This window comes from Flavobacterium poyangense (assembly GCF_011751075.1).
GTDB lineage: Bacteria > Bacteroidota > Bacteroidia > Flavobacteriales > Flavobacteriaceae > Flavobacterium > Flavobacterium poyangense.
This window is the reverse complement of the sequence record NZ_JAALLN010000013.1, coordinates 17,832-40,000: the sequence shown is the minus strand read 5'-3', so window position 1 is coordinate 40,000 and position 22,169 is coordinate 17,832. Positions and strand designations below refer to the sequence as shown.

22 protein-coding genes are annotated in these 22,169 nt (G+C 34.8%); 12 read left to right on the top strand and 10 right to left on the bottom strand.

What is annotated here, in order from left to right:
• The first annotated feature begins 79 nt into the window (after positions 1–79).
• From G3A47_RS17300 to G3A47_RS17290, 3 genes are all read left to right on the top strand, one after another.
• Positions 80–1,219, top strand: a complete 1,140-nt coding sequence (locus tag G3A47_RS17300; protein ID WP_166924627.1) for a hypothetical protein — start codon at positions 80–82, stop codon at positions 1,217–1,219.
• Between the two features lie 315 nt (positions 1,220–1,534).
• Complete coding sequence (locus tag G3A47_RS17295) at positions 1,535–1,876, top strand: T9SS type A sorting domain-containing protein (protein ID WP_166924625.1); 342 nt, start codon at positions 1,535–1,537, stop codon at positions 1,874–1,876.
• 254 nt (positions 1,877–2,130) lie between these two features.
• Positions 2,131–3,111, top strand: a complete 981-nt coding sequence (locus G3A47_RS17290; RefSeq protein WP_166924623.1) for a LuxE/PaaK family acyltransferase — start codon at positions 2,131–2,133, stop codon at positions 3,109–3,111.
• A 219-nt stretch (positions 3,112–3,330) separates the two neighbouring features.
• Here G3A47_RS17290 and G3A47_RS17285 read toward each other — a convergent pair whose 3' ends face one another.
• Both G3A47_RS17285 and tyrS read right to left on the bottom strand, forming a co-directional pair.
• On the bottom strand, positions 3,331–3,903 hold the full coding sequence (locus G3A47_RS17285; RefSeq protein WP_166924622.1) for a uracil-DNA glycosylase family protein: 573 nt from the start codon (positions 3,901–3,903) through the stop codon (positions 3,331–3,333).
• Positions 3,904–4,017: 114 nt separating this feature from the next.
• Positions 4,018–5,313 carry a tyrosine--tRNA ligase gene (gene tyrS / locus G3A47_RS17280; protein WP_166924620.1) on the bottom strand — a complete coding sequence of 432 codons (1,296 nt, stop codon included), beginning with the start codon at positions 5,311–5,313 and terminating at the stop codon, positions 4,018–4,020.
• Positions 5,314–5,561: 248 nt separating this feature from the next.
• Here tyrS and G3A47_RS17275 point away from each other — a divergent pair, with 248 nt between their 5' ends.
• Both G3A47_RS17275 and G3A47_RS17270 read left to right on the top strand, forming a co-directional pair.
• Positions 5,562–6,806, top strand: coding sequence for a PorT family protein (locus tag G3A47_RS17275; RefSeq protein ID WP_166924618.1), 1,245 nt, complete (start codon positions 5,562–5,564; stop codon positions 6,804–6,806).
• A 149-nt stretch (positions 6,807–6,955) separates the two neighbouring features.
• Positions 6,956–7,957 carry an NAD-dependent epimerase/dehydratase family protein gene (locus G3A47_RS17270; protein ID WP_166924617.1) on the top strand — a complete coding sequence of 334 codons (1,002 nt, stop codon included), beginning with the start codon at positions 6,956–6,958 and terminating at the stop codon, positions 7,955–7,957.
• Between the two features lie 2 nt (positions 7,958–7,959).
• On the opposite strand, the gene G3A47_RS17265 is transcribed toward G3A47_RS17270, so the two are convergent.
• The 3 genes from G3A47_RS17265 to G3A47_RS17255 are packed head-to-tail and all read right to left on the bottom strand — an operon-like array spanning position 7,960 to position 10,538.
• A complete protein-coding gene (locus G3A47_RS17265) occupies positions 7,960–8,448 on the bottom strand; it encodes a DUF4296 domain-containing protein (RefSeq protein WP_166924616.1) in 489 nt (162 codons plus the stop codon).
• A 12-nt stretch (positions 8,449–8,460) separates the two neighbouring features.
• Positions 8,461–9,801: a dihydroorotase gene (locus G3A47_RS17260; protein WP_166924614.1), complete on the bottom strand. Its 1,341-nt coding sequence runs from the start codon at positions 9,799–9,801 to the stop codon at positions 8,461–8,463.
• 11 nt (positions 9,802–9,812) lie between these two features.
• A complete protein-coding gene (locus tag G3A47_RS17255) occupies positions 9,813–10,538 on the bottom strand; it encodes a polyprenol monophosphomannose synthase (protein WP_166924613.1) in 726 nt (241 codons plus the stop codon).
• 105 nt (positions 10,539–10,643) lie between these two features.
• On the opposite strand from G3A47_RS17255, the gene G3A47_RS17250 reads away from it, so the two are divergent.
• From G3A47_RS17250 to G3A47_RS17240, 3 genes are all read left to right on the top strand, one after another.
• Positions 10,644–11,315 carry a DUF4271 domain-containing protein gene (locus tag G3A47_RS17250; protein WP_166924612.1) on the top strand — a complete coding sequence of 224 codons (672 nt, stop codon included), beginning with the start codon at positions 10,644–10,646 and terminating at the stop codon, positions 11,313–11,315.
• A gap of 11 nt (positions 11,316–11,326) precedes the next feature.
• On the top strand, positions 11,327–12,076 hold the full coding sequence (locus tag G3A47_RS17245; protein WP_166924611.1) for a uroporphyrinogen-III synthase: 750 nt from the start codon (positions 11,327–11,329) through the stop codon (positions 12,074–12,076).
• Between the two features lie 141 nt (positions 12,077–12,217).
• Positions 12,218–12,688: an Lrp/AsnC family transcriptional regulator gene (locus tag G3A47_RS17240; protein ID WP_047778902.1), complete on the top strand. Its 471-nt coding sequence runs from the start codon at positions 12,218–12,220 to the stop codon at positions 12,686–12,688.
• A 119-nt stretch (positions 12,689–12,807) separates the two neighbouring features.
• Here the strand turns inward: G3A47_RS17240 and G3A47_RS17235 are convergent, their stop codons facing one another.
• The 5 genes from G3A47_RS17235 to leuS form a co-directional block, all read right to left on the bottom strand.
• Positions 12,808–13,494, bottom strand: coding sequence for a zinc metallopeptidase (locus G3A47_RS17235; RefSeq protein WP_166924610.1), 687 nt, complete (start codon positions 13,492–13,494; stop codon positions 12,808–12,810).
• A gap of 102 nt (positions 13,495–13,596) precedes the next feature.
• Positions 13,597–14,193: a hypothetical protein gene (locus G3A47_RS17230; RefSeq protein ID WP_166924609.1), complete on the bottom strand. Its 597-nt coding sequence runs from the start codon at positions 14,191–14,193 to the stop codon at positions 13,597–13,599.
• A complete protein-coding gene (locus G3A47_RS17225; RefSeq protein WP_166924608.1) occupies positions 14,183–14,653 on the bottom strand; it encodes an RNA polymerase sigma factor in 471 nt (156 codons plus the stop codon). The genes G3A47_RS17230 and G3A47_RS17225 overlap by 11 nt, the downstream gene beginning before the upstream one ends.
• Positions 14,653–15,504 carry an alpha/beta fold hydrolase gene (locus G3A47_RS17220; protein ID WP_166924607.1) on the bottom strand — a complete coding sequence of 284 codons (852 nt, stop codon included), beginning with the start codon at positions 15,502–15,504 and terminating at the stop codon, positions 14,653–14,655. The genes G3A47_RS17225 and G3A47_RS17220 overlap by 1 nt, the downstream gene beginning before the upstream one ends.
• 328 nt (positions 15,505–15,832) lie before the next feature.
• On the bottom strand, positions 15,833–18,721 hold the full coding sequence (leuS, locus tag G3A47_RS17215) for a leucine--tRNA ligase (RefSeq protein ID WP_166924606.1): 2,889 nt from the start codon (positions 18,719–18,721) through the stop codon (positions 15,833–15,835).
• 615 nt (positions 18,722–19,336) lie between these two features.
• Between leuS and G3A47_RS17210 the strand changes: the two genes are divergently transcribed.
• The 4 genes from G3A47_RS17210 (at position 19,337) to truB (ending at position 22,088) form a co-directional block, all read left to right on the top strand.
• The gene (locus G3A47_RS17210; RefSeq protein ID WP_166924605.1) at positions 19,337–20,212 is read left to right on the top strand and encodes a cell division protein FtsX; all 876 of its coding nucleotides are present in this window, start codon (positions 19,337–19,339) and stop codon (positions 20,210–20,212) included.
• Positions 20,213–20,269: 57 nt separating this feature from the next.
• Positions 20,270–20,512 carry a DUF3098 domain-containing protein gene (locus G3A47_RS17205; RefSeq protein ID WP_166924604.1) on the top strand — a complete coding sequence of 81 codons (243 nt, stop codon included), beginning with the start codon at positions 20,270–20,272 and terminating at the stop codon, positions 20,510–20,512.
• An 86-nt stretch (positions 20,513–20,598) separates the two neighbouring features.
• Positions 20,599–21,396 carry an undecaprenyl-diphosphate phosphatase gene (locus G3A47_RS17200; protein ID WP_166924603.1) on the top strand — a complete coding sequence of 266 codons (798 nt, stop codon included), beginning with the start codon at positions 20,599–20,601 and terminating at the stop codon, positions 21,394–21,396.
• Positions 21,396–22,088, top strand: a complete 693-nt coding sequence (gene truB / locus G3A47_RS17195; RefSeq protein WP_166924602.1) for a tRNA pseudouridine(55) synthase TruB — start codon at positions 21,396–21,398, stop codon at positions 22,086–22,088. The genes G3A47_RS17200 and truB overlap by 1 nt, the downstream gene beginning before the upstream one ends.
• The last annotated feature ends 81 nt before the right edge of the window (positions 22,089–22,169 follow it).

Sequence of the window (22,169 nt, the reverse complement as noted above, 5' to 3'; positions counted from 1 at the left end):
ATAATATCGGCTTAACCCGGCAAGAAAATATCTTCCTTTACTTTGCCCTAAATAAACAAAACAACAAAAAATTAATAAAATGAAAAAAACATTTTTAGCAATGACTGCATTATTCGGACTTGCTTTAACAAGCTGTAGTTCTGATGACAACAACAATAACAACAACAGCGGAGACAAAAGTACATTCGTGTTAAAAGTTGATGATCTAAAAGGAAACATTAATGACGGTACAGTAACTTTAGATCCAACTAAAACATACACTTTAACCGGAGGTTTAGTAGTAAAAGGTGGAGCAACTTTAGTTATTCCTGCCGGAACAGTAATCAAAAGTTCTGCAACTGCTGAATCTACTTCTTTATTTATCGCTGTGGAAAGAAATGCTAAAATCAACATCAATGGTACTGCCGCTAAACCGGTTGTTATGACATCTGGAAAAGCAACTCCTGCACAAAGTGACTGGGGTGGATTAATCATCGCTGGTAACGGTATCGTAAACACAGGAGTAAACGGAACTTCTGAAGTAGGTGGATTAAGCTACGGAGGAACTGATAATACTGATAATTCAGGAAACATTAACTTCTTGAAAATTTCTTACACTGGTTCTAAATTCTCAGCAACTAAAGAATACAATGGAGTATCTTTCTTTGGAGTAGGTTCTGGAACAAAAGTATCTGACATCTATACTTACGAAAGTGGTGATGACGGTATTGAATTTTTCGGAGGAGCTGTAAGCGCAACAAACCTTACAATCGTTAACTCTTATGATGATTCATTAGATTTTGCTGACGGATGGCAAGGTACTGTAACAAACGTATACATTAATGGTGTTACAAAAGCGGGTGTTGAAGGTTCAAACAATGAAAAAGATCCAAGTGGAGCACTTCCTGTAACAAATGCTAAAATCGTTAACGTTTCTATCGTAAAAGGTGGAGCTACTTTCTTAGCTGATGAAAAAGCAATCAACTATAAAGAAGGTGGTGGAAAACAAGCTTACACAAACTTATTTGTTGCTGACGATATGCCTGTTGCTCTTGCTAAATTAGCTACTGATGCTGGTGCTGTTGCAAACATGAAAGCTGGTTTCTTTACTATCACAGATTACACTTTTGGTGCTCAAATCACTAATGTAACTGGTCCTAATTTATCTGGAAAAACTACTGGTGCAACTGGTGCTGGTGCTGGTGCTGCTTTACCTACTTGGGCTAACTGGACTAAGTAATTCAATAACAATATCCAAAAGAAGCTGTCTGAAAAATAATTTTCAGGCAGCTTCTCTCATTTATAACAATTTGCTTCCTGTTGAAAACGTGTCCTGAAAACTCTTTTCTTAAACTTCTCAACTATAACTGTACTTTTAACCAAATCAGGAACAAAAACTAACAATTGAAATTCCATATTTAGTCAACTCATTGAACTGTTGAATTCTAGTCCAGAAAAAACAACATTGTTAAAAACATCCTAAAATTTCAGGATGTCTTTTTTTGGTGTAATTTTTGTAATTTTTTTTGTATATTTACTTATCTAAAAATAGGCGATGGCAAAAAATTACTTTTATATTATAATCTTACTGGCTTTTTTCTTTACTGTAAGTGCTTCCGCCCAAGACAGTAAACAAACGTCAAAACCTCAAGAAGGCACTGCCACTATTGAGGGACTAAGTTTGTACCCCAATCCGGTTACAAACGGAAAGGTTTACATCACATCTAAAAACGATCTGGAAAAGGAAATTGTTGTCTTTGATCTGCTGGGAAAAAAAGTAATTCAAACCCATTTGGTAGCTAAAGAATTAAACGTTGCCGATTTATCTCCCGGTGTGTATATTATAAAAATAAGCGAACAAAATGTTTCCGCCACCCGAAAATTAATTATCCGATAAAAAGATATAAAGCTCCAAATTACTTTGGAGTTTTTTTATTGTGGTTAGCAGCTTAAGCGCAAAGCTTAGCGATCTTTGCTGTTAAAATTTCTCGCAAAGTCGCAAAGTCGCCAAGCCGCAAAGTTCACATCTCACATCTCACATCTCACATCTCACATCTCACATCTCACATTTTACATTTTACAAATAAAAAACACAGACTGAAAAACTCCCCAACTCTATACAATTATACTTACCTTTGCACAAAAAAAGTTTTGATCACAGCCAACGATATATTTACCATTTCGAGTCAGAAACAATTTGAAAAAATAGCATTAAAAGTGTTTCGTTTTCAGCATGAGAACAATAAAGTATATCGTGATTTTTGTGATTTCTTAAAGGTAAATCCACAACAGGTAAAATCGATACAGCAAATTCCTTTTTTACCGATTCAGTTTTTCAAAAGTCATGATGTTGTTTCAAATGAAAATCCTGCTCAGGTCACTTTTACCAGCAGCGGAACAACGGGAATGATTACAAGCAGACATTTGGTAACCGATGTTTCCTTATATGAAGAAAGTTACCGCAAAGGTTTTTCTGAATTTTACGGCAATATTGAAGATTACGTTGTTTTAGCCCTTTTACCGTCTTATCTCGAACGCGAAGGCTCTTCGTTAATTTATATGGTAGAAGACCTGATAAAACTATCCAATCAGCCTGAAAGCGGGTTTTATTTACACAACCACGAAGAGCTTACACAAAAATTACTGGAATTAGAGCAATCCGGACAAAATACCATACTGATTGGGGTAACATATGCTTTACTGGACTTAATCGAAAAATATCAATTTAAGCTCCAAAATACGATCATTATGGAAACCGGAGGAATGAAAGGCAAACGAAAAGAAATGATTCGCGAAGAATTGCACGAGCAACTTTGCAATGGTTTTGGAGTTAATGCAATTCATTCTGAATACGGAATGACAGAATTATTAGGTCAGGCTTACTCTTTAGGAAACGGAATCTTCGAATGTCCGGGATGGATGCAAATTCTGGTTCGTGATCCTGAAGATGCTTTAACTTATGTAAAAGAAGGCAAAACAGGCGGCATCAATGTAATCGATTTAGCGAATATTAATTCTTGTTCGTTTATCGCCACCCAGGATTTAGGCAAAAAATATCCCAACAACTCGTTCGAGGTATTGGGACGTTTTGATAATTCGGATATTCGCGGCTGCAATTTGATGGTATTGTAAACGCTATCATTCCAATATAAGATTCAAACTTCTTTTTAGAAATAAAATCTATATTTCTAACATATTAGCAAGAAATTATATTCACGCAGATTAAGCAGATTAAGCCGATATTTTTGTTTTGTTATTTCAATAAAACAATCTGAACAAATCTGCTGAATCTGCGTGAGTAAAAAAAGATTGCGCCTCTATCTGTTAAATATCTTTTTGCCGATTATACATTTAATCCAATATAGCTTTAATTTTCTTTCTTAATTCCAACAAAACAATTTCCTGAAACCATTCGTTTTTAGCTTGCCAGATATTATTTCTCGGCGAAGGGTGTGGCAACGGAAAATACCGTGGCAAATAGTTCTCAAAATTACGAACTGTTTCCGTTAGCGTACTTTTATTCTTTTCTCCCAAATAATATCTTTGTGAATACTGTCCGATAAGCAAAATGAGTTCTACATTTGGCATTAATTTCAATACTTTTTCATGCCATAGTGGGGCACACTCCGGTCTGGGAGGCAGATCTCCGGTTTTTCCTGTGCCCGGAAAACAAAATCCCATTGGCATTAAAGCAATTTTAGTAACATCATAAAATGTGGTTTTGTCTATTTGCAGCCAGTTTCGCAAATTATCACCACTTTTATCATTCCAGGGAATACTTGTATTGTGTACAATTCGGCCGGGTGCCTGGCCAATGATAACAATTTTACTTGTTTCGCTCGCTGCAACGACCGGATTGACTCCATCTTTAAGACAGTCTTCACAGACACGGCACTTTTTTATTTCTTCTAAAAGCTCTTTCATAAAACCGTTTCTTTGAACTCAAAGTACTAATTTCTAAATTCAATACAAAAAAACGGTCAAAAAAAAATCCGATTAAATATAATCGGATTTAAAAAGTTTAGAAAAAAGAACATATTATTTTACTCTAATCACAAAATAATTCTTCTTACCACTTTGCAACAACACAAACTGATCGTTGATTAGATCTTTTGTGGTTAAAACAAAGTCTTCTTTTATTTTCTCTCTGTTTACTGAGATTGAATTTGCTGTTAACGCTCTTCTTGCTTCCCCGTTTGATTTAAAGAAACCTGTTTTTTCGTTTAAAACACTAATAATATCCAATCCGTTTACAAGATCTTCTTTGGCAATTTCCGCTTGTGGAACTCCGTCAAAAACTTCTAAAAAGGTAGCTTCATCTAATTGTTTCAAATCATCAGCAGTAGCATTTCCAAACAAGATGTTCGAAGCCTGAATTGCCTTTTCCAATTCTTCTTTGCTGTGAACAAAAATGGTGATTTCTTCAGCCAGTTTCTTTTGTAAAACTCTCAAATGTGGAGCCGTTTTATGCTCTTCGATTAAAGCCTCTATTTCTTCTTTCCCTAAGAAAGTAAAAATTTTAATATACTTCTCCGCATCAGCATCTGTCGCATTTACCCAAAATTGGTAGAATTTGTATACTGAAGTTTTATCTGTATCCAACCATACATTTCCTCCTTCAGATTTTCCGAATTTAGAACCGTCTGCTTTTGTAATCAATGGCGTTGTCAATGCAAAAGCCTTTGCATTTTCTCCTCCCATTCTACGCACTAATTCAGTACCGGTGGTAATATTACCCCACTGATCGGAACCTCCCATTTGCAAAAGACAGTTGTTGTTTTTATATAAATGATAAAAATCGTACCCTTGAATTAACTGATAGGTAAACTCTGTAAATGACATTCCTTCTCCTTCTCCACTCAATCTCTTTTTTACAGAATCTTTCGCCATCATATAATTTACGGTGATACGTTTTCCAACTTCACGCGCAAAATCAATAAACGAAAATTCTTTCATCCAATCGTAATTATTCACCATTACAGGAGCATTTTTATCTGCCGAATTGAAATCTAAGAAACGAGACAGCACACTCTTAATTCCGGCCACGTTTTTAGCCAGTGCTTCTTCGTTTAATAAATTTCTTTCATCCGATTTTCCCGATGGATCACCAATCATTCCGGTTGCACCACCAACCAAAGCGATAGGCTGATGACCAAAATTCTTTAAATGAACCAATAAAATAATCTGAACCATGCTTCCGATATGAAGTGAATCTGCCGTTGGATCAAAACCAATATACGCTGTTGTTACCTCTTTCAGTAATTGTTCTTCCGTTCCAGGCATACTGTCATGGTATAACCCGCGCCATTTTAATTCTTCAACTAGATTTTTCATTTTTAAAATAATTTGTGCAAATATACTTAATTCCATTAGTAGTGGATACTATAAAAACTTATAAACCAAAAAGATTTTTCATAAAAGTCTTTGTAGAAACTATTAGCTTGACAACAACAAAAACTCCCAATAACCTAATTATCAAAACACTACGCAAACCCCTGTGAAATCGTAAAAAAAATCTGAAAAAACGCAATGAATTATCAAACTTCATTCCCTAATTTTGGCGAAAAACCAAAAACCTTTTTATGAAAAAACTATTACTGCTTACCCTATTACTTTGTTACTCATTTACTAACGCACAAATTTCATTTGAAAAAGGATACTTCATATCTAATGACGGAAACAGAACCGAATGTTACATTAAAAATTTAGACTGGAAAAACAACCCAACCGACATCAAATACAAAACACAGCTTAGTGATTCTGATTCTAAAACCGAAAGTATTGCAACAATTCAGGAATTCGGTATTGACAATGAGAGCACTTTCAAAAGATTTAAAATAAAAATAGACCGCTCTACTGATGATCTAAAAAAAATAACCACGAACAGAAACCCGAATTGGAAAGAAGAAACATTGTTTTTGAAAGTACTCGTGACAGGTGAAGCCTCTTTATATAGTTATACAGAAGAAAACTTAAACAGATTCTTCTATGCGACCAAAACCATTCCGACAGAACAACTGATTTATGTTAAATACATTATTACAGATCAAAACGAAGGAACAGAAAAAATAAGCGAAAACAACGAATACAAGCAACAACTATACAAAAATGTTGCAACGTCTTCAACAACCGAAAAAAGCATCCTAAATCTTACTTACAAAAAAGCGGATCTTGTTGCCTATTTTTCGAAATACAACAACATCAACCCCGACTTAGCTAAAAATAATACCAAAACTGGCAAAAGTCAGTTTTTTATCAAAGTAACAGCAGGTGCGAGCATCGTTTCATCAACAACAAAAAACGAAGAAAATTTCCACCAAAATGCAGAACTTGACAACAAAACGATCTTCAAATTCGGTGCTGAATTCGAATACGTACTTCCGTACAATAAAAACAAATGGAGTATTTTTATCAATCCAACCTACCAAAAATACCAAGACGAAAAAAACTACAGCATCCCTACCGGTTTTGTTTCATTTCCGGACAAAGAATACAATGTAAAAATAGATTACAATGCTGTGCAACTACCAATCGGTATAAGACATTATATGTTTTTAAATAATAAATCAAAAATTTTCATAAATGCTTCCTATACTTTAGATGTAATTGGCAAGACCGAGATCACACACAATGAGAAAACAGGAAACAATGATTCAAGTTTCACAGGCGATTTTGCAAAAAATTTAGCCTTTGGATTGGGGTATAATTTCAATAATAAATTCTCTGCTGAGATACGATTAAACACAAAGAAAGAATTAGTTAATTACACCACCTATTCAGCAAAATACAGCGCAATAGATTTCATTTTTGCTTATACTATTTTTTAGCAGAAACCATGATTTTTATAATTCAAAACAACAAAAGCCAATTCCGATGAATTGGCTTTTGTTGTTTTATTTTTAAATAAATAGCTAAATATCATTTAAAGCTAAGATTCCTTTATCAATAAATTTATCAAAAATACTATCTTTACCCTATGGTATTAGTAACAGGAGGAACAGGTTTAGTCGGCTCGCATTTATTACTTCATTTAATTGAAAATGGAGAAACAGTCAGAGCAATTTACAGAAACTCAAACAACATTCAGAAAACAAAATCTGTTTTTGAGTTGTATAAAAAACCAGATTTATTTGAAAAAATAGAATGGCTGGAAGCAGACATCCTTGATATTCCTTCGTTAGAAATTGCTTTTATCGGCATCGAATATGTTTACCATTGTGCCGCATTTATCTCTCTAGATCCTAAGGATGAAGATGTACTGAGAAAAACCAATATTGAAGGAACCGCCAATATGGTTAATTTTTCTATTGCAAAACAAATAAAAAAATTCTGCTTTGTGAGTTCGATTGCTGCTCTAGGCGACTTAGCTGCTCATGAAACCATTATCACCGAAGAAACGGAATGGAATCCCGAAAAACCACATAGTGATTATGCCATTTCTAAATATGGTGCTGAAATGGAAGTCTGGCGAGGACTTCAGGAAGGCCTGGAAGTCATCATTATAAATCCGGGAGTAATTTTAGGACCAATCCCAACTGCAAAAACAAACGAACAGGGAAGTGCCGAATTTTACACAAAAGTAGCCAAAGGACTTCCTTTCTACACCCTTGGAAGTACCGGTTTTATTGCCGTAAATGATGTCGTAAAAATTGCTTATGAATTAATGAAAAGCAACATAAAAAACGAACGCTTTACGCTGATTGCGGAAAACATCGTTTTTCAGGACATTCTCAATACAATAGCAGACAGATTAAAAGTAAAAAGACCTACTATTCATGCGAAGCCTTTATTGCTAAATATCGCCTGGATAGCAGACGGGATATTTTCGACTTTGTTTTTCCAGAAAAGAAGAATTACTAAAGCAACCGCAAAAGCTTCTTATTCTAAAAGTTTGTATGCTAACGAAAAAATAAAAACCGCTCTGGGAACGGTTTTTCTGGATGTACACCAATATGTAAAAGATGTACCTAAATTATAAAACTATCTTGTTTGCATTGTTCTTCTTGCATACATTGCCTTTTTTATCGAATCTATATTCTTTTCAGCAGGTGCTTCATTAAGTTTAGGAGTTGTTCTTCGTTTTTTGTCTTCCTCCTTTTTCTTTTTGATTGCTTTTTTCTCATCTATTTTAGCCAATGAATCCGCTACTTTCTGATTTTTTTCTAATCGTTTAGCAATCACATCAAACATATCTTTATACCCCTCATAGTCGGAAGCATAATAAACATTACTTTGTGCAAACCGCAGACTGTCTACTTTATACTTTTGTAAAACAAACCTTTTCTGATTCGTATCTAATGAATCAAAAGTCAATGGATGTTGGTATTTTACCGCTTCTAAAATAGATAAATCATACATAATATCAATCATCTTCTCTTTCTCGATAAGTCCTTTGGGCTCTTTTACCACCTCTTTTTCGCAACTTACAGAAAGAAACAAAATCAATGCTATTAGTATAAAATTCTTCATCTATGCTTTTTTTTATCTGTCAAACAATAATCTTTTCCCGTTGCGAATATCTTTCACTTTAAAGTTATTGTAAACCAGCTCTCCGTTTACAAAAGTATGTGTAATTCTTGATCTGAAAACAAAACCTTCAAATGGTGACCATCCGCATTTTGCTAAAATATTATCTGCATTCACACTCCAAGGCAAGCTCGGATTCACGATAACCAAATCGGCAAAGTAGCCTTCTTTTATAAAACCTCTTTTCTCGATCTTGAAAATTTTAGCCGGATTATGACACATTTTTTCTACGATTTTCTCGATAGAAATTTTACCCTGATGATGTGCCTCAAACATAGCCACAACTGCGTGCTGAACCAATGGTCCGCCAGAAGGAGCATTTAGGTAAGGTTGTTTTTTCTCTTCTTTTGTATGTGGAGCATGATCTGTAGCAATCACATCAATACGACCATCATTTAGAGCCTCCCAAAGCACTTTTCTGTCGTTTGCTGTTTTTACAGCCGGATTCCATTTTATAAAATTTCCTTTTGTAGCATAATCTTCATCCGTAAACCAAAGATGATGTATACAAACCTCAGCGGTGATTTTTTTATCTTCTAATGGAATTTTATTGGTAAACAACTCCATTTCTTTGGCAGTCGAAAGATGAAAAATATGCAAACGCGCACCTGTCTTTTTTGCTAAAGCCACAGCTTTAGACGAAGAAATATAACACGCTTCAGCGCTTCTGATTAAATGATGCGCTGTTACCGGAATAGCATCACCATATTGCTCTTTATATTGAGCAAGATTATTTTGAATAGTGGTTTCATCTTCGCAATGTACCGCAATTAACATAGAGGTACTTGAAAATATTTTCTCTAAAGTAGCTTCGTTATCAACCAGCATATTTCCGGTTGAAGAGCCTAAAAAGATTTTTATACCAGCAACATTTTTTGGATTCGTTTTTAAAACTTCTTCCAGATTATCATTTGTTGCTCCCATCATAAACGAATAATTCGCAAATGATTTTACAGCAGCCACCTGATATTTATCTTCTAATATTTCCTGAGTAACAGCATTGGGTACTGTATTTGGCTGCTCAATAAAAGAGGTAATTCCTCCCGCCACAGCTGCTCTGGATTCTGATTCAATATCTCCTTTATGTGTTAATCCCGGTTCTCTAAAATGTACCTGATCATCAATAGCACCCGGAATCAAATAATTACCTTCAGCGTCAATCACTTTACAATCGGACGATTTTAAACTGATACTATCGGAAACTTCAACAATCAAGTCGTTTTCGATCAATACATCTCCTTCAAAAATAGATCCTTCGTTTACAATTTTAGCGTTCTTTATTAAAATTCTGTTCATCACCGTAGACTTTATAATGTATTGAATAATTTTTTAAGTCGAAGTGCTATTACACCCAGAATTGCTTCTTTTATAATAGCATTGCTCATTTTCGAAACTCCTTTTGTACGATCGGTAAAAATGATCGGAACTTCGGTAATTTGAAATTTAGCGCAATAGGTTCGATATTTCATTTCGATTTGAAAAGCATAACCAACAAACTTAATTTTGTCGAGTTTTATCTTTTCTAAAACTACTCTTTTATAGCAGATAAATCCTGCTGTAGCATCATGAATTTTCATTCCGGTAATGAATTTAACATACACCGAAGCAAAGTAGGACATCAGAACACGGCTCAACGGCCAGTTCACAACATTTACCCCTTTTACATATCGGGAACCAATAGCTAAGTCAGCGCCACCAAAATGACAGGCATCGTACAACTTTTCGAGATCATTTGGATTATGAGAAAAATCGGCGTCCATCTCAAATATAAAATCATACTTGCGTTCTAACGCCCATTTGAAACCATGAACATAAGCTGTCCCTAAGCCCGCTTTTTTGGCTCTTTTTTCTAAAAACAATCGTCCGGGATATTCTTCCTGCAGTGCAATTACTTTATTCGCAGTAAAATCCGGCGAATTATCGTCAATAATTAAAAGATGAAAAGGTTTATGCTGAGAAAGAACAGCCCTAACTATACTTTCTATGTTCTCAATTTCGTTATAAGTGGGAATTATGACAATACAATCATTCATTTTTCTGGGTAATTTCACCGCAAAAGTAAACTTTTTATGCCATTTGATTCACAATAAATTTATAATAAAAGTATTGACACAAAAAATTACTAATTTTGCAACGTTATGATTGAACAACTTCACCCTCGAATTCTAGAAAACAAAGACTGGGCGACACTTTTATTTGTGTTGGCTTTTGCCCTTGTTGCCATTACTAAATCAGCTTATGAAACCCGATTTAGCGAATTCAGCAAACTTATTTTCTCCGATAAATATGCAAAAATCTATCGCGACTCAAGCAATCTGAAAGGTAGCTTTATTGTTGGTTTATTTTTTGTGCAGGTCATTTCGTTTTCTTTTTTCATTCTGCTTACGATGCATACTTTTGGATATGCCTCAAAAACAGACTGGGTTTTATTCATTCAAATCGCCACTTTTTTATTGTATTTTATTTTAGCAAAATATTTAATCGAAAAAATCGTTGCCACTTCCTTCAATATTGAAGATTTTATCGATCTGTTCAACTTACAAAAAGCTACATATCGCACCTATATTGGTGTTTTGATCCTTCCATTTAATGCGGTTTTGTTTTATTATGACAACATTCCGAAAAGCGTACCACTAGCAATCATCGGGGTTTCACTATGTATAAGTCTATTCTCATACTTTATTTCGATTAAAACGCATCAAAATATAATAATCAGCAAGTTATTTTATTTTATTTTATATCTTTGCGCTCTTGAAATAGCCCCTTATTATTTCATCTATTATTGGATTACAAAAGAGGCGGCTTGGTAAAAGTTTATAATATGAAAGTGAAAACAATTTTGGTGTCACAGCCTGAACCTAAAGTGGAGAATTCTCCTTACTTTGAGCTCCAACAAAAACACAAAATAAAAATTGATTTCAGACCATTTATTCATGTGGAAGGGGTTAGCGCAAAAGAGATTCGATTACAGAAAATCGATCTTAATCATTACACTGCGATTATTTTGACAAGCAGAAATGCTGTAGATCATTTTTTCAGAGTAGCCGATGAAATGCGTTATAAAGTCCCTGAAGGACTGAAATATTTTTGCCAGTCTGAAGCAGTTGCGTTTTACTTACAAAAATATGTAGTGTACAGAAAACGTAAGATTTATGTGGGTGCAAAAGATTTTGCAGATTTATCTCCATTAATTAAAAAGTACAAAGACGAAAAGTTCTTACTTCCGGCTTCTGACCAATTAAATGCAGATGCACCAGTTACTTTAAACAATTTAAAAGTAGATTGGACTCAGGCCATTTTTTACAGAACCGTTATGAGCGACCTATCTGATTTAGCAGACGTTTATTATGATGTCTTAGCCTTTTTTAGTCCAACGGGAATTAAATCTCTGTTTAAAAACTTCCCTGATTTTAAACAAAACGAAACCCGAATCGCTGTTTTTGGAAGCACAACTCAAAAAGAAGCTTTAGACTATGGTTTAAGAATCGATATTCTTGCTCCAACTCCTGAAACTCCTTCTATGACAATGGCTCTAGAAAAATACATCAACGAAGCAAACAAATCGAAGTAATTACTTCTAAGATACAATCTTAAAAATTCCAAATTTCAACTTTACTGTTGGGATTTGGAATTTTCTTTTTTACAGCATTTTAACTACATTTGGTTTCTATTCAAAACCCAAATCACAAAATATAGTTTCAAATTGTAAATTATGAAAATCAACTCGCTTTTAATTGAAATTGACGGTATCGATAAAGAAATCCTTCGCTATTTAATGGATGATGCCCGAAAACCCATTTTACAAATTGCCAATAAAATTGGGATTTCAGGAGCGGCGATTCATCAGCGCTTGAAAAAACTCGAGCAGTCCGGTGTGATTTCAGGATCAAAATTTATTGTAAATCCAAAAGTCTTGGGCTACAACACCATGGCCTTTGTTGGCGTATACCTCGACAAAGCCTCCCGAAATTCGGAAGCCGTAAAGGACCTGAAAAAAATTCCCGAGGTACTCGAATGCCACTACACCACCGGAAACTGGTCGGTATTAATAAAAATCATCTGTCGCGATAACGAACATCTTATGCAGCTTTTAAATACCAAAATTCAGGCTATTGAAGGTGTTTCAAGGACAGAAACCTTTATATCGTTAGATCAGCAAATTGATCGACAGATTCAACTTTGAGAGGAAATTTCAAAAAATTAATTCCAAATTCCAAACAATATTATAAAACAAACCCGACAGGTTTTAAAAACCTGTCGGGTTTAGATTTCGTATCGATTGAAATTTGGAATTTCCCTCCTTTAGTTTCTCCTGCTTCCTGAATATATCGAAATATAGTACAACAACGTTGCAATAGACCCTATCGCAGCCACTAAGTAAGTCCTGGCAGCCCATTTTAAAGCATCTTTTGCTCCTGCCTGTTCTTCCTGTGTCAACATTCGTTTATTCTCCAACCAGGCCAATGCACGATTACTTGCATCATATTCTACCGGCAATGTGATTATCGAAAACAAAGTTGTCATAGCAAAAAGCACTATCCCAAATAACAGCAGTCCCGGAAAAACACGAATCATTAAAATACCGGCTAACAGAATCCACTGCATATAATTTGACGCCATACTTACAATCGGAACGAGTGCAGAACGCATAGTCAACATCTGGTATCCAACAGCATGTTGCACCGCGTGACCACATTCATGGGCAGCAACTGCTGCTGCCGCTGCATTGCGATGACTATAAACTGCTTCACTTAAGTTTACCGTTTTATCCGAAGGATTATAGTGATCTGTTAATTGTCCCGGAGTCGAGATAACACGCACATCGGTTATTCCGTTATCTGCAAGCATTTTTTGGGCAATTTCGGCACCACTCATGCCATTTCTCAATTGCAATTTAGAATATAATTCGAATTTACTTTTTAGTTTTGAACTCACCAGCCAGCTGATTAACATAATTGCCCCGGCAAGAATTAAATAACCACTTCCCATAATTGTTCTGTTTTTGATTTAAATTTAAAATTACAAAACAATCCTCAAATTACGATCCAAATTAACATTTTGTAAAAATGACACAGGAAACACCATCCTACTTTAAGAATCAGCAGTCAACTGCCTATTTATCGTTTCGAATTTTTCAATTAAAGTATTGATTTTCGCATTCTCTTTTTTAATTTGTTTTGGGCGCAGATAAAACCAAACAAAACCAAGCCAAAGAAACAGCATTACATAACTAAAAACAGCCCAAAATTGTGTCATTATTGACGCATATTCATACATATACAAACACAATCCAACTCCGAGCATTATAAAATACAAACTCAACATAGTCGATTGCAGGAATTTTTGTTTTGTTTTTATCTCAATTAATTTTTGCAAGTATTCTGTATTGCTATTTGTACCGTCAATTCTCTTATAAACACCAAACAATCTATTAGCAACAAATAAATAAACGACCATTGCAATAACACACAAAACAATTCCGATTTTGGTTGAAATAAATTCAGGCTTGTAACGATACCAAATAAAAACAATAAACACACAGGTGGCCACAAGCAATGCATTCGTTAGCACTAATTTTCTCAAACCTGACTGCTTGAAACGACTTAGCTTAGCCAACAACTCTTTCATATCAGGAGGACTTACGGATTGTTTTTTCCATAAATCTTTAAAATCTATATTATTGTCCATTTTGTTTGAATTTTTGAGTCAGTTTTTCTTTTATTCTATGAATTTTAACCCTCACATTAGCTTCCGTAAGCCCAACGATTTTAGCAATTTCCGCTTGCTTCACATCTTCTAACTCTAAGGAAATAATGATACGCTCAGCCTCGGGTAATTCAGCAATACACTTATACAAAAACTGAATCCTCGGTTCTAACGAATACTGTTTTTCCTCCGTGAGATTAGAAGGCAATTCTGATTTAGGAAAGCGCTTTTGATTTTCTATCTGCCTCAAACAATTATTAGACGCAATTCTGAATATCCAGGTTCCAATACCCGATTCATTCCTAAACGTATCCAATTTTTGCCAGACTATAATAAAAGTTTCCTGAGCCAGATCTTGTGCAGCATCATAATCATTGACAAAACCCATACAAAGCCTGAAGATTCTGTCCCAATACATTTTATAAATACTTTCAAACTCCATTATTTAACTTTTATAAAGTTGTTCAAATGTTTGAAATAAAATTCTTTATCATCATACATAACAAAATGCAATCCCTTGGAGGCATATTGAAGATTAGCTGTTTTGAGATTTTTGTACTGCGCTTCAATAGCCGGTTTTATATTTACAAAATAAGCTTCCAGTAAGATCAAAGCCGGACATTTTACACTAGCGATCTTATCTCTTAAATCTGTATTGGAAAAGTCACAATACACCTCAGCAAAAGTCTTTCTGTCTGATTTCGCACTCCAGCTTAATAATAAATCATGCTTAGAAGTATCTTCTGTAAGTTTTGTCAAAAATTTCTTTTGGTTTTCCAAAAATTGCGCATCGGTCATAGCGGTCATTTGATCCACAATTGGCTTACAGTCATTATTTTCTTTTGATTTAAAAGAAGCATTCATCAAAGCAGCAAGACAAGGAACCGCATCGACCACAACAATCCTATCGGCCAGATCCGGATAATCTGCAGCAATTGCCAAAGCCAATCCACCACCCATACTGTGACCAATAATAATTGGTTTTTCGATTTTATTCTCTTTTATATAACTTGCAATAGCATCTTCCCAATTTTTAAAGGATGCATTTGGCTGTGGTTGTACTCCGGCAAATCCTGCCATTGTAAGAGTGTAACAAGTGAAATTCTTTTCGAAATTAGCTTTTGTATCGTTCCACACTTCTCCCGAAGATGCAAAACCCGGTATAAACACAATAGACTGTTTTCCTTTTCCCGATTTAATAACCTCAAACGGATATGATTTTGTTTGTGCAAACACATTTAAACATACTGCAGAAAATAATAATGCGATAATCAGGATGATATACTTTTTCATTTTTTAATAGTTTTAAATTGTTAATTAATCAAATTCGCCTTTTGGATACGAGAAAAATCAAAATGTTACAGATTTTAGAAAATAAAATTAAAATTCAATTTTTAAAAATCCAAATCCCAATGTTTTAGGGGCATTAGACGAGACGCACAGTAGAGACGCACAGCAGTGCGTCTCTACAGATGTGTATCTATACGGTTACGACATTAAAATTCCGCAACAAATTCCAACGCCCCAATTCGTGAAAATTCGTGCAATTCGTGGCAAAAAAAAATCCAAATCCCAACATACATTGGAATTTGGATTTTTAAAAATTGAAAATTTATATTTTCTATCCTACTAAATTGATAATTTTCCCGGGAACAATAATCACTTTATTCGGAGTTCTGCCGTCTAATTGACGTTGTGTTCTTTCATCCTTCATAATGATTTCTTCAATTTGCGCTGCTGTTAAATCTAACGGTAATTCAATAGTAAAACGCATTTTTCCATTAAATGAAACCGGATACTCTTTACTGCTTTCCACCAAATACTTTGGTTCGAAAATTGGGAAAGCAACAGTCGAAATAGAAGTGGTATGTCCTAACAAACTCCATAGCTCTTCTGCAATATGTGGCGCATAAGAAGAAACTACAATCGCCAACGGCTCTAAAATAGCTCTCGAATGACAATTCTGAGTCGACAATTCATTCACACAAATCATAAACTGACTTACAGAAGTATTAAAAGAGAAATTCTCGATATCTTCCGCTACTTTTTTAATCGTTTTGTGTAATGATTTTAGATTGTCCTTTGTTGGTTCCTCATCTGTAACAATCAAACCATTGTCATCAAAGTACAGACGCCATAATTTTTTAAGGAAACCAAAAACTCCTGAAATACCCGCAGTATTCCAAGGTTTTGCCTGCTCTAACGGACCTAAAAACATTTCGTACAAACGCAATGTATCTGCACCGTATTCATTACAAATATCATCAGGGGTTACCACATTGTATTTCGATTTTGACATTTTTTCAACCTCGCGACCTACAATGTATTTTCCATTATCATCAGTTATAAATTCTGCGTTAGCATAATCTTCTCTCCATGCTTTGAATTTTTCAATATCCAGTTCGTCCGAAGAATTCACCATTGAAACATCAGCGTGAATTGGCTGCACTTTCTGATCTCCAATTTTATTTTTTGAAACAAAGCTATTCGTCCCTTCAATTCTGTAAACAAAAGCACTAGTTCCCAAAATCATCCCCTGATTGATCAGTTTTTTGAATGGCTCTTCAGTCGGAGCAAATCCTTTGTCTTTTAAGAATTTATTCCAGAAACGAGAATACAATAAGTGTCCGGTTGCATGCTCACTTCCTCCAATATACAAATCAACACTTTCCCAATAAGCCAAAGCTTCCTTACTTGCAAAGTCGGTTTCATTATTCGCATCCATATAACGCATCCAATACCACGAGCTTCCAGCCCAACCCGGCATGGTGTTTAATTCTAAAGGAAAAACAGTTACATGATCTACTAAATCTGTAGCAACTACTTTATTTTCTTTGGTATTCCAAGCCCAAACTGCTGCATTTCCTAAAGGAGGCAAACCGTCTTCGGTTGGTAAATATTTTTCTACTTCAGGTAAAATAATCGGCAAATGTTGCGCCTCAATCATTTTTGGCAAACCATTTACATAATAAACAGGGAAAGGCTCTCCCCAATAACGCTGACGTGAAAATACAGCATCACGCAAACGGTAGTTGGTTTTTCCTGTTCCTTGTTTTATAGTTTCTAATTCAGCAATTGCTTTTTGAGTTGCGGCTTTATAATTTAATCCATTAAGGAAATCAGAATTTGCGATTTCAACATTGTCTTTTGATCCGTAAGCAGTTTCAGAAATATCAACATTAGCGAAGATATTTTTGATTTCCGGCATTCCGTTTTGACCTTTAAAGAAATTGGCAAAAGCATAATCTCTTTCGTCTCCACAAGGAACCGCCATTACTGCACCCGTTCCATAACCTGCCAAAACATAATCTCCAATCCAAACCGGAATTGGTTCTTTGGTAAACGGATGTTCGGCATAAGCACCGGTAAATACTCCCGAAATGGTTTTAACATCTGCCATACGCTCACGTTCTGAACGTTTTGCTGTTTTCTCTATATAAGCTTCGATAGCTGCTTTTTGTTCCGGAGTTGTAATTTCGACAACCAAAGGATGCTCCGGAGCCAATGTCATAAACGTAACTCCAAAAATAGTATCAGGGCGAGTCGTAAAAACTTCGATAAAATTCCCTTCGGCTTCACTTTGGGATACACTTGAAGAGACAACTTTAAACTTCACCATTGCCCCTACTGATTTTCCAATCCAGTTGCGTTGACTCTCTTTGATACTTTCACTCCAGTCAATATCATTAAGACCTTGTAACAAACGCTCTGCATAAGCAGAAATACGCATGCTCCATTGTGTCATTTTTTTACGGATAACCGGATAACCACCACGTTCCGAAACGCCATTTATAATTTCGTCATTTGCCAAAACTGTTCCTAAACCGGGACACCAGTTTACTTCTGTTTCTGCCAAATACGTCAATCTGTATTGTAATAGTATTTTTTCTTTCTGATCTTCTGAATAAGAATTCCATTCGCTTAACGAAAAAGAAGTTATATTGTCATCTGAAACAGCATTTACTTTTTCATTTCCTTCTTTTTCAAAAACCGCAACTAAAGTCGAAATATCTTCGGCTTTATCTGAATCTTTATTGTACCAGGAATTAAACAACTGAATAAAAATCCATTGGGTGTGTTTATAATAATCCGCATTTGAGGTACGCACTTCTCTGGCCCAGTCAAATGAAAATCCAATTTTATCTAATTGTTTTCTGTATCCTGCAATTTCTTTTCCTTCTTTATCTACTCCACCGTCAATATTTACACGGGTAGTATCCTCCGGACGTTGTCCGGTTTGAATGGCATATTGCTCCGCCGGTAATCCGAAACTATCATAACCCATTGGATGCAAAACATTGAAACCCTGATGTCTTTTGAAACGCGAATATACATCTGATGCAATATATCCCAGTGGATGTCCGACGTGTAGTCCCGCTCCTGAAGGATAAGGAAACATATCTAACACATAATGTTTAGGTTTTTCAGAATTATTTACGGCTGCAAAAGTTTGATTATCTGCCCAATATTTTTGCCATTTGGCTTCTATTTCGTTCGGATTGTATTTCATTTTGTGAATTGCTGAGTTACGGAGTAACTGAGTTGCTAAGTTTTAATGCATTAAGTAATTAAGATCGCAAATTTACATTTATTACAGTTTGTAACAAAAGTATTTTAGTACATAAATTGTCGTGTTGAAGATAATCCGTAAAAAATATGCTTAACAAATAGGAGCAGCGAAGTTTCTCACGCAGATTTGGCAGATTATGCTGATTTTTTTTCTTTTATGTTTCCAACAAGGTTATCTAAAAAATATGCTACCCAAGCAATAACGAACAGACGAAGCAAATCTGCGTGAGAAAAAAACACTTGACAAACTTTAGAAGAAACATCGTTTTAGTCATAAAAAAATAATTTAAAAAAGAAATGCATTTCTATCACATAATCGGACTATGGGCATTTAGAATAAGTGAAACGCCTTTTTTCATTTTCAAAACTATGTCTCTATGTGTTAAAATATAAGCACACCAAATGAGCAAATTAATATATGAATCGGCAATTCTTCACAAAAGTCAAAATACAAGTCTAAAAATTACTTATATTGTACAAAAGTTAAAACTTTGACCGTTATTAACTTTAAATAAAGAAATTGTTTATTATTTTTACCCCATAATTTAAGCAAACTATGAGTTCTAACTTTGATAAATTTCAAAAGCGCAGGTTAATTTCCTCTTATTTTTCGGTTGTATTAAGTGTCTTTCTGGTATTATTCCTTTTGGGAGTATTGGGATTGTTCATTGTTAATTCTAAAAAACTGGCAGATGACTTTAAAGAAAAAATTGCAATGACCGTTTTCTTTAAAAACGAAGCTAATGACAGCGTTATAAAAGCATTTAACTCTGAACTAAAAAGAGCTCCTTTTGCAAAATCATACGTTTATGTAACTAAAGAAAAAGCTGCTAAAGAGCATACCGATATTATTGGCGAAGATTTCCTTACCTTTTTGGGAGAAAATCCGTTATTGAATTCTTACGACATTCACTTTAAAGCAGACTATGTTGAAAGAGACAGTATTCAAAAAGTCGAAAGCCACTTTCGTAAAAATACTATGATTTCTGATATCGTTTACGACAAACAATTGGTAAATCTGGTAAATGACAATATTAAAAAAGTAAGTATGTGGATATTGATTATCAGCGGATTCCTGACTGTAATTGCTGTTTTATTAATCAATAGCTCCCTTCGTTTGTCTATACACTCTAACCGTTTTATCATTAAGACCATGCAAATGGTTGGCGCAACAAAATCGTTTATCCGTAAACCATTTGTGATGCGCAGTGTAAAACTGGGTATGTTAGGCGCTGGTCTGGCCATTATTGCCTTAATTGCCCTTTTAATTTATGTAGACACCAATTTTCCGGGATTAGGAATTTTAGAAGACAAAGTTTTAACCGTTTTGATTTTACTTTCTGTTTTCGGATTGGGAGTTTTAATTACCTGGGTAAGTACACACTTTGCCACACAACGTTTTCTGAATCTAAGAACAGACGATCTTTATTAACTAACAAAAAGAGTCTCAATCTCCGTATTCAGTACCTTATAACAGAATTTTATAGAAATGAAAAATAATACAGAAGAACAAAAACAAGAATTCCTTTTTGAAGGTATCAACTACAAAATCCTTTTAATCGGAATTGCGGTAATTGCATTAGGCTTTATCTTAATGTCAGGTGGTGGTAGCGATAACCCAAATGTTTTTAACGAAGACGTTTTTAGTTTCAGACGTATCCGATTAGCTCCAACAACTGTTTTAATAGGATTTGGAATCACGATTTATTCTATTTTTAAAAAATCAAAATAATAGCATTTTATAGATTTTCTTTTCGTGCCCTTCTCTACATCAAAGGCGCTAAATCTGAGATCTAAAATCTAAAATCAACCCTTTTAATGAACACATTACAAGCTATTATCCTTGCCATAATTGAAGGAATTACAGAATTTTTACCTGTTTCTTCAACTGGCCATATGATTATTGCCTCTTCTTTTTTTGGAATTGCTCATGACGATTTCACTAAACTCTTTACGATTGTTATTCAACTGGGCGCTATCCTTTCAGTTGTTGTATTATATTTCAAACGTTTCTTTCAGACCTTAGATTTTTACTTTAAGCTTTTGGTAGCATTTGTTCCGGCAGTAGTTTTAGGATTATTGTTAAGTGATTTCATAGACGGATTGTTAGAAAATCCTATTACAGTTGCCATATCTCTTTTGATTGGAGGGCTTATTTTATTAAAAGTCGACCAGTGGTTCAACCAACCCAATGCGACTGAAACTTCTCAGGAAATTACGTATTTGCAAGCTTTTAAGATAGGATTATTTCAATGTATTGCCATGATCCCCGGAGTTTCAAGAAGTGGAGCCAGCATTGTGGGTGGAATGTCACAAAAACTAAATCGTACTACAGCAGCAGAATTTTCATTTTTCCTTGCAGTACCAACCATGTTAGGCGCCACGGTAAAAAAATGCTACGACTATTACAAAGCCGGATTTGAGTTATCGCACGATCAGGTTAATCTCTTAATTATCGGAAACATTGTCGCTTTTATTGTAGCACTGTTAGCCATCAAAACTTTTATTGGTTTCCTTACTAAAAACGGTTTTAAAGTTTTTGGTATTTATCGCATAATTGCCGGAATCATTTTACTGGTAATTCACTTTTTCATTCACCCGCTTACCATTATATAATGACTCCTGAAGAATATTTAAACGGACAGGTTTTATTGATAGACAAACCTTTAAAATGGAGTTCGTTTCAAGCAGTCAATAAATTAAAATACCTTTTAATTAACAAAGTTGGACTTCCAAAGAAGTTTAAGATCGGTCACGCAGGAACATTAGATCCTTTAGCGACCGGACTATTATTGATCTGCACCGGAAAATTCACCAAAAAAATTTCTGAATTACAAGGTCAGGCCAAAGAATATACGGGAACTTTTTATATTGGAGCCACTACTCCTTCTTATGACTTAGAAACCGAGATTGATCAAACATTTCCAACCGAGCATATAAACGAAGCTTTGATTCATGAAACGGTAAAACAATTTTTAGGTGAAATCGATCAGAAACCGCCTATTTTTTCAGCTATCAAAAAAGACGGTGTTCGTTTGTACGAGCATGCACGTGCCGGAGAAACTGTCGAAATTGCTAGCAGAAAAACTACCATTCACGAATTTGAAATTACACGAATTGAATTGCCGGAAATTGATTTTAGAGTAGTTTGCAGCAAAGGAACTTATATTCGCTCCCTGGCTTTTGATTTTGGGAAAGCAATGCATTCAGGTTCACACCTAACCGTTTTACGCCGAACAAAAATTGGCGATTACGATGTAAAAAATGCGATCGACATCACTTTATTTGAGGAAAGCTTACAAGGTTAATTTCTAAGATAAATCTATAACTCATAGGAAAGGTTTCATAATACTGTTTATTTTACAGTCCTTATCCTTTCCTTTTTTTGT